Annotated in this window: 13 protein-coding genes, 2 tRNA genes and 1 pseudogene; 8 read left to right on the plus strand and 8 right to left on the minus strand. The window is 38.6% G+C overall.

All coding sequences use genetic code 11. The annotated features are described in order from the left end of the window. Nucleotides 1-44 precede the first annotated feature (44 nt). Nucleotides 45-1,613: a Ppx/GppA phosphatase family protein gene (locus B8983_RS07400; RefSeq protein ID WP_200806878.1), complete on the plus strand. Its 1,569-nt coding sequence runs from the start codon at nt 45-47 to the stop codon at nt 1,611-1,613. An 85-nt stretch (nt 1,614-1,698) separates the two neighbouring features. Here the strand turns inward: B8983_RS07400 and B8983_RS07405 are convergent, their stop codons facing one another. From B8983_RS07405 to B8983_RS07420, 4 genes are all read right to left on the minus strand, one after another. Then, nucleotides 1,699-2,451, minus strand: coding sequence for a GNAT family N-acetyltransferase (locus tag B8983_RS07405; protein WP_439650339.1), 753 nt, complete (start codon nt 2,449-2,451; stop codon nt 1,699-1,701). Between the two features lie 304 nt (nt 2,452-2,755). After that, on the minus strand, nt 2,756-3,163 hold the full coding sequence (locus B8983_RS07410) for a diacylglycerol kinase (RefSeq protein ID WP_084283500.1): 408 nt from the start codon (nt 3,161-3,163) through the stop codon (nt 2,756-2,758). Beyond that, nucleotides 3,160-4,194, minus strand: a complete 1,035-nt coding sequence (locus tag B8983_RS07415; RefSeq protein ID WP_084283501.1) for a glycosyltransferase family 4 protein — start codon at nt 4,192-4,194, stop codon at nt 3,160-3,162. The genes B8983_RS07410 and B8983_RS07415 overlap by 4 nt, the downstream gene beginning before the upstream one ends. 12 nt (nt 4,195-4,206) lie before the next feature. Then, nucleotides 4,207-5,085, minus strand: coding sequence for a UDP-2,3-diacylglucosamine diphosphatase (locus B8983_RS07420; protein ID WP_084283502.1), 879 nt, complete (start codon nt 5,083-5,085; stop codon nt 4,207-4,209). 86 nt (nt 5,086-5,171) lie between these two features. Between B8983_RS07420 and B8983_RS07425 the strand changes: the two genes are divergently transcribed. The 3 genes from B8983_RS07425 (at nt 5,172) to B8983_RS07435 (ending at nt 6,160) form a co-directional block, all read left to right on the plus strand. Further along, entirely contained in the window at nt 5,172-5,894 is a 723-nt protein-coding gene (locus tag B8983_RS07425; RefSeq protein WP_084283503.1) for a lysophospholipid acyltransferase family protein, read from the plus strand. A gap of 44 nt (nt 5,895-5,938) precedes the next feature. Further along, nucleotides 5,939-6,015, plus strand: a tRNA-Pro gene (locus B8983_RS07430). A gap of 68 nt (nt 6,016-6,083) precedes the next feature. Further along, nucleotides 6,084-6,160: transfer RNA gene (locus tag B8983_RS07435), tRNA-Arg, on the plus strand. Nucleotides 6,161-6,171: 11 nt separating this feature from the next. Here the strand turns inward: B8983_RS07435 and B8983_RS07440 are convergent. Then, nucleotides 6,172-6,501: a DUF5615 family PIN-like protein gene (locus tag B8983_RS07440; protein ID WP_084283504.1), complete on the minus strand. Its 330-nt coding sequence runs from the start codon at nt 6,499-6,501 to the stop codon at nt 6,172-6,174. Next, nucleotides 6,498-6,719 carry a DUF433 domain-containing protein gene (locus B8983_RS07445; RefSeq protein ID WP_084283505.1) on the minus strand — a complete coding sequence of 74 codons (222 nt, stop codon included), beginning with the start codon at nt 6,717-6,719 and terminating at the stop codon, nt 6,498-6,500. Before B8983_RS07445 ends, B8983_RS07440 begins: the two co-directional genes overlap by 4 nt. A gap of 926 nt (nt 6,720-7,645) precedes the next feature. Here B8983_RS07445 and B8983_RS07450 point away from each other — a divergent pair. Next, nucleotides 7,646-8,044 (plus strand): c-type cytochrome, encoded by a 399-nt coding sequence (locus B8983_RS07450; protein ID WP_159460845.1) that lies wholly within the window; start codon nt 7,646-7,648, stop codon nt 8,042-8,044. A 22-nt stretch (nt 8,045-8,066) separates the two neighbouring features. Here B8983_RS07450 and B8983_RS07455 read toward each other — a convergent pair whose 3' ends face one another. Beyond that, a complete protein-coding gene (locus B8983_RS07455; protein WP_084283507.1) occupies nt 8,067-9,824 on the minus strand; it encodes a pyrroloquinoline quinone-dependent dehydrogenase in 1,758 nt (585 codons plus the stop codon). Nucleotides 9,825-10,169: 345 nt separating this feature from the next. Here B8983_RS07455 and B8983_RS07460 point away from each other — a divergent pair, with 345 nt between their 5' ends. The 3 genes and pseudogenes from B8983_RS07460 (at nt 10,170) to B8983_RS07470 (ending at nt 12,841) form a co-directional block, all read left to right on the plus strand. After that, complete coding sequence (locus tag B8983_RS07460) at nt 10,170-11,147, plus strand: Bug family tripartite tricarboxylate transporter substrate binding protein (protein ID WP_084283508.1); 978 nt, start codon at nt 10,170-10,172, stop codon at nt 11,145-11,147. A gap of 188 nt (nt 11,148-11,335) precedes the next feature. Next, a pseudogene (gene dctP, locus B8983_RS07465) lies at nt 11,336-11,773 on the plus strand (TRAP transporter substrate-binding protein DctP); the annotation flags it as partial. 93 nt (nt 11,774-11,866) lie between these two features. Beyond that, a complete protein-coding gene (locus tag B8983_RS07470) occupies nt 11,867-12,841 on the plus strand; it encodes a tripartite tricarboxylate transporter substrate binding protein (protein ID WP_159460846.1) in 975 nt (324 codons plus the stop codon). 393 nt (nt 12,842-13,234) lie between these two features. Here B8983_RS07470 and B8983_RS07475 read toward each other — a convergent pair whose 3' ends face one another. Then, the gene (locus B8983_RS07475) at nt 13,235-14,008 is read right to left on the minus strand and encodes a chloride channel protein (RefSeq protein ID WP_084283511.1); all 774 of its coding nucleotides are present in this window, start codon (nt 14,006-14,008) and stop codon (nt 13,235-13,237) included. Nucleotides 14,009-14,087 lie beyond the last annotated feature (79 nt).

Genomic DNA, 14,087 nt, shown 5'->3' on the forward strand with positions numbered 1-14,087 from the left:
AAAATGAAACACTATCTTATCGTTAATATCCAGTAATCTCAATTATGGCCTTTGAATTAAAATCATCTCAAAAAGCGGATACGGAACCTAAACTGATCGCCTCGGTAGATTTGGGGTCGAATAGTTTTAGAATGGTAATCGCGCAAATTGTTGAAACACCTTCTGGTTATCAGTTAAGGCCAGTGGATACGCTCAGAGATTCGATTAAGCTCGCAGCCGGTTTAGATAGCGAAAAAAATCTTGATGCAGAAGCAGTTACGCGGGGACTGAATTCGATTAGACGTTTTGGTGAAAGGTTACGTAATTTTTCACCAATGCAGGTTCGGGTGGTTGCTACCAATACCTTCCGAGTAGCCCGCAATGCATCTAAATTTATCGCTCAAGCAGAGTTAGCTTTAGGGTTTCCAATTGAAGTGATAGCAGGGCAAGAAGAAGCCCGTTTAGTTTATATTGGCGCTTCCCATGGGGCACCTGCTAATTCTGGTAATCGATTAGTCATTGATATTGGCGGCGGATCCACCGAGTTTATTATTGGGCAGGGTTACGAGCCGAAATTATTAGAAAGTTTGTATATTGGTTGTGTATCCCACAGCCAAAAATTCTTTGCCAATGGGGCTGTGGACTCATACAACTTTAAACAAGCCGAATTAGCTGCTCGACAAGAAATTCAAATCATCTCAAAAGAATTTAGAAAAAAAGGTTGGGACCAAGTGATTGGCTCCTCAGGAACCGCCAAAGCACTTGCTGAACTCATCAGTCTGAATGGGTTGGATGTGCATAGTGATCGAAAGACAGATCCTTTTGGGGTGGAAGCTGCCGGTGTCATTACACGCCAAAGTTTAGAGTTATTGAAGTTAAGCCTGATTGAATCTGAATTTGTGCAAAACTCTAAATTAATTGGTTTGAAGCCTGATCGTCGTCTTGTACTGCCTGGTGGTCTGGCCATTATGATTGCAGCGTTTGATGAGTTAAAAATTGAATCGATGGAAATCGTAGAGGCAGCCCTAAGAATGGGTGTTTTATATGATTTCTTGGGGCGAGCTCAACATCATGATATGCGTTTTGTCACGGTTGAACAATTCATGAAACGATATGGAGTGGATGTAGAGCAAGCGATGCGCGTAGAGGAACTAGCTATTTTCTTTTTAGAGCAGTTCCCAATGCCAGTTGATGAAGATAGGATTAATAACACATCTTTACTTGGCTGGGCTGCTAGGCTTCATGAAATTGGCTTAACCATCTCTCATAATGGTTATCACAAGCATTCTGCCTATATTTCTGCGAATGCAGATATGCCAGGTTTTTCGAAAAATGACCAAGCACGTTTATCAACTCTCCTGATTGGTCATACTGGTAAATTAGCGAAAGTGTATACCAGTAATAATTTTGTGGATTGGCGTATGCTGTTTTGCTTGAGACTGGCTTTTCTTCTTTCAAGAAGAAGGGTGAGTGAGGAGTTGCCAGAAATTTTAGTACAACAGACCTCAAAAGGTTTTAAAGTGACGATTTCAAAAAAATGGATTGAAAATCATCCTTTAACCGAATTTAGCTTGAAAAAAGAAGCCGAGGATTGGATCAAGATTGGCAAAGAGTTTCTAATCGATCAGTACTAAACCAACTATCTGCATTAAATATTGATTGAAAATCAAATGAGTCTGAGCTACTGATTCATGCATCAGTAGCTCTCGAATGAATCGCTTAATGGTTGGTCAAAAAATGCTTAGCGTAACGTGGGTTAATATCAGATAATCTCAACATCGTTAAGAAGTCAGCCGTATTGAAGTCAGGATCCCATGCTGGTTCGCCACAAATTTTAGCCCCAATGCGAAGGTAACCTTTGATCAGGGGAGGTGGTTCCACTTCAAGATCTGAATTTAATTTATCTAACGGCAAGGGGAGTTTCGGGAATGTTCTATATTCAAGGGGACTTAAACTCTTTTCACTGAACACCCTATGTAAACTGGCAGCATAATGTCCTCCATCACCCATCGGGACACTTGCACAACCAAGCATAATCTCATAGCCATGTTGCTTCATATAAGAGCCTAGGCCAGCCCATAAGGCCATAATTACTCCACCCGAGCGGTAGTTTTGATGGACGCATGATCTACCCACTTCCACTGCATTGGGAAAAAGATGCTGTAGTCTAGTTAAATCAAATTCAGACTCAGAGTATAGACGGCCAATTTGCTTGGCTTGTTCTGGAGGCAAAATTCTGTAGGTGCCAACCACTTGGAGTGTCTCTGTATCTCTGACAATCAGGTGATCACAATAAGTATCAAATTCGTCAACATCTAACCCTTCTTCATGATGCGTAAGAGTAGCACCCATTTCTTCGGCGAAGACCTGATATCTCAAGCGTTGTGCCTCTTTAATCTCATCTAAATCTCGGGCGATATAAACTTGAATCGGACTTGATTTATTAGATTTTGATTTTTCGTTTTCTGAAATACTGGGTAACTCACTCACTGTTTTCTTTAGTTCCTTGATTTTGGAATTTTTCTTTTTTGATTTGAGCTTTTTTAAAGGAAATAATTTGGGAAACTTATTCAACTTTTGAATACCAGAAAGTTTTTTAGTCAGTTTACCTGCGATTTTAGTTGTCAAACCATCACCGATGGAGTTTAACGACTGGAGAGGATTTGGTAATTCTTTCATTTTAAAGGTATTTTCCTGTTAATGGATTCATTGTATTAACAAATAGTTGCACGGATATGACAAACTAAAATTGAGCTTCATTAAAAAATGCAATAGTTCATATTTTTAGGAGTGGAAATAATAGGTATGCCCAAGTAACTAGACATAAAATGAGGGCAAGCATTACAGCCGCTGAACCATAATCTTTTGCTCTTTTAGAAAGACCGTGGTTGTCGAACGAAATGCGATCAATCGCTGCTTCAACACTTGAATTTAGCAACTCTACAATTAAAACCAATACCAAAACCAATACTAGTAAGACGTGTTCAACAGGGCTCAAAGGAAGCCATAAAGAGATTGGTAATAAAACTGCAACTAAGCTTAACTCTTGTCGAAAGGCACTTTCTTCTTTGATTGCAAATACCAGCCCATGCCAGGAGTTAATGCTAGCTTTGATTGCTCGGGTAATACCTTTATTACCTTTATGAGGGTTTTTTTCAAATGAATAATCTTCCGGTTTGTTCATAGTGGGAAATCACTACTGGCTTCTACGAGGCCCGGTGGGACCGGCTGAAGGTGTTTGACGAACTGTTCGGTAGCCGCTTGCCAAGAAAATCCTTCGGCATACTTGCGAGCCTCTGCTTTAGAAATTTTGAGAGCAGCCAAGCAGGCTTCTTCTAGATTTTCTCGCAATGCGCCGGATTCACTTTGACCAATTACATCAATCGGTCCTGTAACGGGATAAGCTGCTACCGGTAATCCACATGCCATTGCTTCCAATAGAACTAGTCCAAAGGTATCTGTTTTGCTTGGAAATACAAAAACATCAGCACTGCAATAATATTCCGGCAGTTGAGACTGTTCTTTAGCGCCAAGAAATTGAACCATGGGGTATTTTTCTTTTAAATAGGGTAGTGATGGCCCATCTCCAATCACGACTTTAGAGCCAGGCAAATCTAATGCTAAAAATGCTTCAATATTTTTTTCAACGGCAACTCTGCCAACATTTAAAAAAATGGGTCTAGTACCACTTAATTTATCTGAGGTTTTCACCTCAAATCTTGATAAGTCGACACCCCTACTCCAAAGAACTACATTGGTAAATCCATATGACTCTAGGTCTTTTTTAACTGTTGGGGTAGGGGCCATCACGGCCAATGATTTTCGATGAAACCATTTTAAAAATTTATAAGTGACAGCAACCGGAATTCCGGTTCTTGCTTTAACGTATTCAGGAAAGCGAGTGTGGTATGCCGTTGAAAACGGTAATTTATTCCTAACAGCATAGGATCTAGCCGCCAAGCCTAAAGGACCCTCGGTAGATATATGGAGGGCATCAGGTTTAAATAATTTGATACGGCGAGCAATTTTCCTTCCCGGAAAAATCGATAAGGAAATGTCAGGGTAGGTTGGGCATGGAATGGTTTTGAATTCTAGGGGCGACAAAATATCAACGACGTGCCCCATCTCTTCAAGTTCTCGTTTGGTTTGTTTTAAAGTTCTAACAACACCATTAATTTGTGGTTCCCACGCATCGGTAATGATTAAGATCTTCATTAAATAGTTGCTCTATCGTTGATTATCTTCTGTTACAAGTTCATTGCCGAAAGGAATTTCTTTCGATGATAAAACTTCGGGTGTGGTTGGGTTTGTTAGAGGGAACCCATTAAAAGAATTAATCACAATCGGTTCGATTTTAGGTTCGGCACTTTCTTGCAAAATATGGGGCCAGTGAATAATCTTTAATTCGCCATCAAAAGTTTCAACTAAAGCAGTTAAACTTTCAACCCAGTCACCATCGTTGCAGTATAGTAAGCCGTCAATATCTCTGATTTCTGCTTTGTGAATATGTCCACAAACAACACCATCGCATTTTCTTTTGCGCGCTTCTCTCGCCATGATCGCCTCAAAGTCAGCAATAAAACTTACCGCATTTTTAACTTTGTGTTTGAGAAATTGAGAGAGTGACCAATACTGCAAGCCTAATTTAATTCTAATATTGTTGAACATGCGATTGATAACAAGAATTAGGGTATAGGCAGAGTCCCCTAAGTATGCTAACCATTTAGCATATTGCATGACGCTATCAAATAAATCGCCATGAGTAATCCATAGCCGTTTTCCATTAGCGGTAACATGAATCATCTCGTTTCTGATTTGAATATCACCAAAGGTCATGCCGATAAATTGTCTTGCCGCTTCATCATGATTTCCTGGGATATAAAAAACCTCAGAACCTTTTCTAACTTTTCTGAGAATCTTTTGCACGACGTCATTATGTGCTTGTGGCCAGTACCAAGATTTTTTTAAACGCCATCCATCTATAATGTCTCCAACGAGATAAAATGTTTTTGCTTCGTTGTGCTTTAGGAAATCAAGAAGGTAGTCTGCCTGACAGCCAGCAGTGCCTAAATGTATGTCGGAAATCCATATGGTGCGATAGTGCATATTGAAGATTAGGCCATAGAAAAATGACGGAATTATTGCAGAATTAAGGCATTTTTGTTAAACGAAATAATTGAATAGAGACTTGAATGATCGTCATTAGCTACTTAAGAATTATTGAGCATATTATTCGTGGATTTTTGACGGTGATTTTTTTATACCCTAAGAAAAATCTGGTTGAGCAGCAAGTATTATTGCAAAATTGGAGTGGTAGATTATTAAAAATCCTGAAAATTGATTTACAAGTTCAAGGTGAAATTCCAGAAAATTTTCAATCACACTTAATCGTTTGCAATCATATTTCCTGGTTGGATATTCACGTCATTAATGCATTATTTCCAGTGCGATTTGTAGCAAAAAAAGAGGTTGCATCTTGGCCAGTCTTTGGCTGGTTTGCAAAAAAAATTAATACTCTTTTTATTGATAGGCAAAAAATAGGCCATTCAAAAGATGTTTCTGTACAGATGGCAACAGCTTTAAAAGCCGGTGATCGCATTTGTGTTTTTCCAGAAGGTACTTCATCAGATGGATTATCTGTGCTTAAATTTAAGCCGAACTTATTTCAAGCGGTGATTGATTCGCAAACTATTTGTCTACCTACGGCTATTTCCTATTTTCATCCGCTGACTGGTGAATTTAGTACAGCAACGGCTTTTATTGGTGATATGGGTTTGCTTGAGTCTATTAATAACACGATCAAGAATGCTCCGCTACAGGTTCGGTTAAGTATCGGTAAGCCAATTCAAGGTGAGGTTGCACGAAAAGACCTGTCAGATAAGGCTTGGCAACAAATTGTGAATTTAAGAAAATAAATACTAGTAATAAAATTAAAATCGTAGTAGAATCTTAGATTGTTCGGGGCGTAGCGCAGCCTGGTAGCGCATCTGCTTTGGGAGCAGAGGGTCGTGAGTTCGAATCCCACCGCCCCGACCAAATTCTTATTCCCAAGTTAAGTCATTAACTATAATAATATTTCAAAATAGCAAGGCTTTAGCCTCATACTGCCCATAGCTCAGATGGATAGAGCAACGGCCTTCTAAGCCGTAGGTCGCACGTTCGAATCGTGCTGGGCAGACCAAAACTCAAACTCTAATTGGTGTAGGGGATGTCAATTTCAAGGAATTGATTATCTAAGGCATGATCAATTGCATTAACTATTTTTGCAGCAGATAGTTTTATTCTTGGCCAACTAGTAGTTTTCAAAACAATTATTGCTATTTTACGATTTGCCAAATTTTGTTGATAGCCAAGATTTGTATCTGTTGTTACAAAGACCTCAAACCCTTCAGACTCTGCTGCTGCAAGTAATTCACCGTTTTTGAGAGTTGACCAACCCAATTCAAAAGCAGTTAGAACTTCATGTTTTGGTAAGAACTCCCTTAAAGGCGCGGGCGTGCCCTGGTCAAATAATATTTTCACGCCGCATATAATGAATTTTTAGCGACGAAATCTAACACTGCTTTGACTTGTTCTAATTTTATACCCGGGAAAATTTCAGTAAATTCTTGAGCGGTAATCCCATCTTCAAGATTTTCAAAAAGCGCAGCAATTGGTACACGCGAGCCTGCAAATACCAAAGAACCACTAACACGTTCTTTAGCACTCTCGACAACTTGACAGTTTGACCAATTGATCATTTTAAAACTCCTTGAATAGATTTCATTATGCTCTCAAAGATTAAATTGAGCAAATGATAGCCTTGTAGATATTAGGTAATTATCGACAAGGTCTTTGAAGCCTAAGTTCGCACTTTCGAATCGTGCGGGGCGTGGATGTAAATTAATCTGTGTAAGATGATTTAGTATGAGGCAACGGACTATGACGGGTTTTAAAGACACAACTCCAGTAGCAATAAAGATCCTGAAGATTAGTTAACCTTAAGTTAAGGTTAACGAATTTGCTATTAGCTTTGTTTTGACGAACGATGATTAAATTTCTAGAGTTATTGCGATTAAAGAAAAAATTGTGAGAATCAAAAGGCTTTAGAAATGACCCCTAATGTTTTTTATTGCTATGAAGTTTCTTAAAAGACTGCAAACCATTTACTACTAAATTTAAAGTATTATTTAAGCAATAATCTGTACACAGATACGTACACATTTTTTAAAATGTTTATAAAGTATTGAATTTATTGTATTTTTATACAGCCGCAAACACTTCTAAGCCGTAGGTCGCACGTTCGAATCGTGCTGGGCAGACCAAATTAGGGTTTCAAAGACCACAAAACAACGGCTCTTCACCATAATCGGGGTATGGGCTTTATGAAACACTGTTAATTACCTCATACCATGTTCATGTGGCTAATACTGAGTATTAATCAAGCTTTTTCTTTAATGATTTATCATAGAAAAGCTTACATCTGATGTGATCCTAAATTACAACGGTTCAGGTGATGAGATGAAGTTAGGGGTGTGATTTTAGAATAATTAAAAAAAGGAGAGATTTAATGTTCATTCCAAAGTACAAAGTTTTATTAAAAACTATTAGGTATCTTGTTATTTTTGGTATATGTTCTTCCATCCATTTAGTTTATGCCTTAGATAATACCTCGATTGAATTTGGAATGGATCTATTTCTTAATAAAGCTAACTGTCAATCTTGCCATGGTTGGTCTGGAGATGGACGTAAAACAGATAATCAAATGCCAGATGGTGCAAATTTAAGGGAGTCAGCCTTAGATCGAGACATGGTAGTTACTGCTATAAAGTGTGGGCGACCAGGAAATAACATGCCAGCATTTGATCGCTTAGCATACAGTGACGGAAGATGTTATGGGTTATTAAAATCGCAAATGAGTGCAACCCCCATGCCAGATCCACCGGCTACTTTACAAAATCGAGAAATTGAAGCTATCGTTGATTTTTTGTTTGCAAAAGTAATTAAGCAAGGCAAAATGAATCAAGAAAAGTGCGTTCAATTTTGGGGAGGCAATCCTCCCCTTTGTGGGCTAATAACTCAATAAAGATATCACTTCAAGCTGCAGATTAATTTAAAGCAAAGACAAATAAATAACTTGAGTTTTCTAACTTATCGAATTTTACTGGATGAAGATGCCTTCCTCCTGATTGAACTGCTAAATATTGCTTTGGTCCAATCGAATAGGTAACTGGAGATCCTTTTAGAGTTGTTCCCACATTAAAGCGCCATAATTCTTCAAGGGTTTCATCGTTATACGCAATGATCCAACCATCTTGTAAAGCAGTAAATAATACCCCTCCTGCAGTAACAGTAGCACCAGATCGAATTTCGATATTAGTAACTGCTTTAGCTAATACTTTATTGTTTTTAGTGTCAAAAGCAGTGACAGCTCCATAGTATAGGTCACTTGAATACTCTCTTTTTTCACTTCCCTTCATATCAACATCACCATCTTTAGACTTTGACTTTACTTCTGCACCGTTCTGAGTGAAGCAACCTTCTATTCCAACGCCGTAAGCGATGTTTTTAATGGGATTAAATGCTGTAGGTTGGTGTGCCACACCCCCATGCCAGGTTGGACAGGCTCTTTTTTTACCATCCCCTCGAAGTGCTCGTGCTTTGGGATTATAGGTTTGAATATCAAGCTTAGGACTGTACTCTAATGGTTTTCCTGTTGTGGGATGAATGCCAGCTGTCCAATTTAGGTCATTCACATATTTTGTCGCTTTTATAAATTTTCCTGTAACTCTATCAAGCAAATAGAAAAAACCATTTCTTCCAAAATGCGCCACTACCTTACGGTTTTCATTATCAATCTTTGAGTCGAAAAGCATGTGAATTCCAACTTCATCATAATCCCATGAGTCATTAGGAGTGTATTGAAAATGCCATTTCACTTTTCCAGAATTAACATCAATAGCAACTACAGAGTCAGTATATAGATTATCACCTGGCCTAAATTGCGGATCGTAAATAGGATAAGGGTTTCCTGTGCCGACTATATAAAGTTTTGACTCTGGATCATAAGAACCAGTTTGCCAAATTCCACCGCCACCTGTTTTCCAAGCATTATGGTCGTCTTTCCAAGTCTCGCTGCCAGGATCTCCAGGTTTTGGAACTACATACCAACGCCATAACTCATTGCCTGTTTTTGCATCTAAGGCTGCAACCCACCCTCTAGTTCCGCCATCTCCTGCTCCATTTTGAACCAGCACCTTACCGTCAGCAACTATAGGGGCGGTAAAGAATTTTTCCATTCTATCGAACTCAGTTTTTTTGGCAATTTGTTTGTCCCAAACAATCTCTCCATTCTCGCTATTAATTGCAATTACTCTACCGTCTGGTAAATTGGCAATTACTAAATTTTCCCAAAGTGCAATTCCGCGAGTACGTGGAACATTACCTTTATGGCTTACACCAGGGTCACAAACCCAAACAAAGGTTCCGTAGTTTTGATTTCTGGCATCTATTTTATAAACGGTACCCCATCCATCTGTTGTATACATGAACCCATTATCAATTAATGGATTCACTTCATTTTCAGGCCCATTTGCTCCATTATCTTGCATGCCTCCTAAAGCTAAAGCCCAAACCATTCTTAAATTTTGTACGTTTTGACGATTGATTTGGGTTAGTTTAGAGTAACGCGTTGAAGAATAATCGCCATTCATTAAGAGCCAATTTTGAGGTTCATTAGCAGCATTTATAAGTCTATCCGCATTTACTGTCATGTTAAATTCAGCGAACGCATTTGAAAAAATAAAAAAGAAGGATAAAAAGAACACCTTCAATATTGAACTTTGATTTTTGATAGAAATTCTCATAATTGCCTCCTAAAATTTAAATTAACCATAACATTGATTAATCACTTAAGTAATTAATACAAACCCGAATGAAGGGGGTGTTGTAAGAATTCAAAGCCAGGCCTATTAGCTCACTTGGTTATCGACCACCTGCATCACAATTCAAGTACGGAAACTCATCAACAATCAACACAATAGGATGCATATAATAAGATGTAAATACTCTCTTGAATCATGCTAATATTTCGACAATTAGTTCACATTTGATATATCTGCCAGTTTAAAACGACCAATCGCTTTACTTATTGAGATGAGATGTCAGATGATGTGTGTTGATGAATATAACAATAAACTAAAGGCAAACTGATGATGAAAAAAATCCTGAATACATTACTTGCATCATCGCTACTATTGATTAGTCAAAGCGTATTCGCTCAAGATGCTAACTATCCAAGTCGCCCAATTACTTGGATTACACCGATGGGGGCAGGCGGCACATCAGATGTTTTTGCTAGGACAATTCAGCCCTTTATTACTAATTATTTAGGGCAACCGATGATTGTTGAAAACAAATCAGGAGCCAATGGTGTTCTCGGTGAGGAGGCTGGATTCAATGCCAAACCAGATGGCTATACGCTCATTTTTTCATCGGCATCGGTTGCGGCAAATCCATTTTTACGTAAGACTAATTACGACTCACGTAAATTTGTACCTGTTATTTACTTAGGAAATGTGTATCTCATCTTGTTAGCTAATGACGCAGTCAAAGCCAAAAATCTCAAAGAGTATGTGGAGATGGTACGTACTAAACCTCCAGAAACCTATAACTACTCTTCATGGGGTGTCGGGGGAATGGGGCATTTAGCGAGTGAGTTACTTAATCTGGAGGCAAAGATTAAGCTGGCCCATGTTCCTTATAAATCATCTCCTGAGGCAGTTACTGCTGCTATTTCGGGGCAAACACAAGTTACTTTTCAGACCACCTCCTTAGCCATACCGCAAATGAAATCTGGCCGACTACATGCGTTAGCGGTTGCAGCGCCAAATCGTTTACCAGATGCACCAGATGTTCCAACCATGACAGAGATGGGTTTTCCTGGAGTTAAAATTGATACGTGGTTTGGGGTCTTCTTACCACCCAATACACCAAGATATATTGTGGAGCGTCTCAACAAGGCCTTTCAGGCAGCACTGAACGATCCAGAGATAAGGTCTAAGTTAGAAGCAAAAGGAATTTTTCCAAAGGGTGGAACGCCAGAAGAATTTCAGGCTTATTTTCAAGGTGAAATGAAAAAATTCGATCGTATTGTTACTGAAGCCAAGATTGAATCAGATACGAAATAATTTCAAATTTTTGATTGATGGGACTCCCCCCCTTCTTCTAAATGGCATGGTTATCAATACCATTACCAACCAGAAAAAAGTCATATACATCCTTTCTTAATTGATTTATGGCGCAGTATCTTCGAGCAAACAGATGGACAGGTATTTATCGAGGTATGCGCCAATAATGGGGGCAAGTATTCGCAGATACTTTTAAAGCACTTGGGGCGAATCCCTTGCCCTTATTTGTTATAGAACTATATGACGCTCTTCAAACGGGTAAGGTCAAAGCTCAAGAAAATCCACTAGCGATTCTCGACTCACTTCAATTGCATGAAGTTACTAAGTTCGTATCAAAAACTTCGCATGTGTGGTCGGGGTTTAATCTCATTGGTAATTTACCTTTTTGGCAAAGTTTACCAACTAATCTTCAAGTAATCATTCAAAATAACATCAAAATTCACGTAGCTCGACAAAAAACCCACACGATAGCACTCAATACCCAGTTAGAAGAAGATCTTGCCACAAAAGGCATGATATTTAATGAAGCAGACACTCAAACGTTTAGCGACTGTTTGACAGGTTCATTTTATCAAAGCTGGAAAGACCAACTGGGAGCTGAGTTATGGTCCTTGCTGGAGAAATAATTTGGAAAGTTAGCAAAAGAGTAGAGGTACCTATAGTTCTTCATCCGAAAAGACTATAGAATAAATTTACTTTAAATAAAGATGGAGACACATATGATGATCAGACAACTGATGCTTGCTTTATTGAGCTTTTTATCCTTTGCCACACATTACGCATTTGCAGAAGAACCTTATCCAACACGACCTATTAATTTGATTGTTCCTAATCCTCCAGGGGGATCATCTGACGTCAATGCCAGAATTTTGGCAGATTCTTTGACAAAAATATTAAAACAACCAGTGGTCGTTAACTTTAAACCCGGAGTTGCTGGTCAGATTGGTAATTCATATGTCGCAAAATCAAAGCCAGATGGTTACAACTTATTGATGGGATTGTCTTCTATCATGGTTTCCCCTGAAGCAGAGCGAGTTCAAGGTAAAACTTCACTCTATGAAGTTGATCAATTGATTCCCGTTGGGATGATTTCAAATGATCCAATGGTCATGTTGGTCAATGCAAATTCTCCTTGGAATACATTGGCAGATGTGGTGAAAGCGGCAAAAGTAAAGCCAGGAAGTATTAACTATTCTTCTTCAGGAAATTTTGGTCCCATCCATCTATCCGTCGTGATGTTTGAACAAGCGGCTGGTATTAATTTAGTACAAGTACCTTTTGGAGGTGGTGGACCATCGATGATGGCTTTACTAGGTAGTCAAGTCGAAATAACAACTGCGATACCCGCTGTTGCGATGGCTCAAATACAATCAGGAAAAGTTAGAGCCATTGCGGTCTCTGGTCCGAGGCGAATCAAAATCTTACCGAATATACCTACCTATCGTGAATCGGGATACGATGCTGAATTTAATATTTGGAATGGATTATTTGTTCCACAAGGTACTCCTGACTCGATTGTTAAGGTATTACGTGACGCTATCCGTGAAGCAGCAACGTCAGGTGAGCTTGAATCAGTGATGCAACAACGGGGCATGATTTATGAATATCTTGATCAACCTGAATTTAAAAAATTTGCCAAAGAAGACGGAGATCGTATGGTCAAGGCGGTTAAGTTGATTGGAAAATTAAATTAATGGATATTGCTCATAATGGGGTGGCCAACTGTTAAAGACAATGCATCCACCATCTTCCACTGTAATTAATGTAGTTGTTAGTAACTTGAGAGACTTTTTGTCTTGGTACAATTATTTTGCTCTCAAAAATTAAATTGAGCAAATGATAGACTTTTAGATAAGAGGTAATAGTGCACACGGCCTAGGCAGCATAAATTTGCACCTTCGAATGATGGTAGGCAGTCCAAAATTACCAAAAATATATTTACTGTATTCAATTGTAGTTATTGTGGGCGAGATTCCAGACTCTTTAGGCTCACTCTATCTAGGATTCACTCACCTTAATAGGCTTTGATGAACAGTTAGTCACTTTGTAAGGAGATGAGAGCCCAGTTTCTAGAAGGTTTGAGTAAGTTAAGATAATTGAATGCCACGTTTTTTTAGCTGGTAATCAAAGATAGATTTACCAATCAGTCGATTTGATATTGAGTATGCGATCAAGATACTGATAATAGAAAAAAGAGCAATCATGTGATTTCCAGTTAGTTCAAAAATAATAAGGACACTGGCGAACGGTGCACCTATTGTTGATGCGATCATGGTTGCAGCACCAATAGCTAAAAACAAATGACCACCATGACTAAACGTCACATCCATTGCACCACCTAACATAGAGCCAATAAATAGAGCAGGACCAAAAACACCGCCAAAAAATCCAAATCCAAGACAGAGAGGGGTTAGGATGATTTTGGAAAGACATAAAATAATTAATAAGCTCAAGGAAAGTTTCCCTGCTAATGCCAAAGAAATGGAACCCAGACTGATCCCCAGTAAATGCGGAAGCATGGGTGAGAGAAGAAATAATATGATGGCGGGAATGAGTGGTCTAAATTGAGGGTTGATATTAATAGTTTTTGCTAACTGGCCCATTGTTGGAATCAGATACATATATAGAGAAATAAATACACCGCACAGACTACCCAATAAAATACAAAGTCCTAGGTTTGTTATCGAAAATTCAAAAGGATCATCAATTGGAAAAAAACGATGATTACCTAAAATGAGATAGGACAGGGCGTAGGATGAAAAAGTGCCGATCAAAATAGGGAGAATATTCTTTTTAGAAAATCTTCTCAATATGACCTCTTGAGAAAAAATTGCGGCTCCAATTGGAGGGTGTAAATTAATCTGTGTAAGTTGATTCCAGTTTTTAGTGAAGGTTTAATCTTTCACCAAATTCAATCTCAAATCGATTCATCGCAGATCT

It is taken from the genome of Polynucleobacter kasalickyi (genome assembly GCF_900176405.1).
In the GTDB taxonomy this organism is placed as follows: domain Bacteria; phylum Pseudomonadota; class Gammaproteobacteria; order Burkholderiales; family Burkholderiaceae; genus Polynucleobacter; species Polynucleobacter kasalickyi.

Bases quoted from the DNA above. Each gene is read 5' to 3' on its own strand.
- B8983_RS07470 (WP_159460846.1), top strand. From the start codon at position 11,867: ATGATGATCAGACAACTGATGCTTGCTTTATTGAGCTTTTTATCCTTT.
- B8983_RS07450 (WP_159460845.1), top strand. From the start codon at position 7,646: ATGGATCTATTTCTTAATAAAGCTAACTGTCAATCTTGCCATGGTTGG.
- B8983_RS07415 (WP_084283501.1), bottom strand. From the start codon at position 4,194: ATGAAGATCTTAATCATTACCGATGCGTGGGAACCACAAATTAATGGT.
- B8983_RS07420 (WP_084283502.1), bottom strand. From the start codon at position 5,085: ATGCACTATCGCACCATATGGATTTCCGACATACATTTAGGCACTGCT.
- B8983_RS07410 (WP_084283500.1), bottom strand. From the start codon at position 3,163: ATGAACAAACCGGAAGATTATTCATTTGAAAAAAACCCTCATAAAGGT.
- B8983_RS07445 (WP_084283505.1), bottom strand. From the start codon at position 6,719: ATGATCAATTGGTCAAACTGTCAAGTTGTCGAGAGTGCTAAAGAACGT.
- B8983_RS07400 (WP_200806878.1), top strand. From the start codon at position 45: ATGGCCTTTGAATTAAAATCATCTCAAAAAGCGGATACGGAACCTAAA.
- B8983_RS07460 (WP_084283508.1), top strand. From the start codon at position 10,170: ATGATGAAAAAAATCCTGAATACATTACTTGCATCATCGCTACTATTG.
- B8983_RS07425 (WP_084283503.1), top strand. From the start codon at position 5,172: ATGATCGTCATTAGCTACTTAAGAATTATTGAGCATATTATTCGTGGA.
- B8983_RS07455 (WP_084283507.1), bottom strand. From the start codon at position 9,824: ATGAGAATTTCTATCAAAAATCAAAGTTCAATATTGAAGGTGTTCTTT.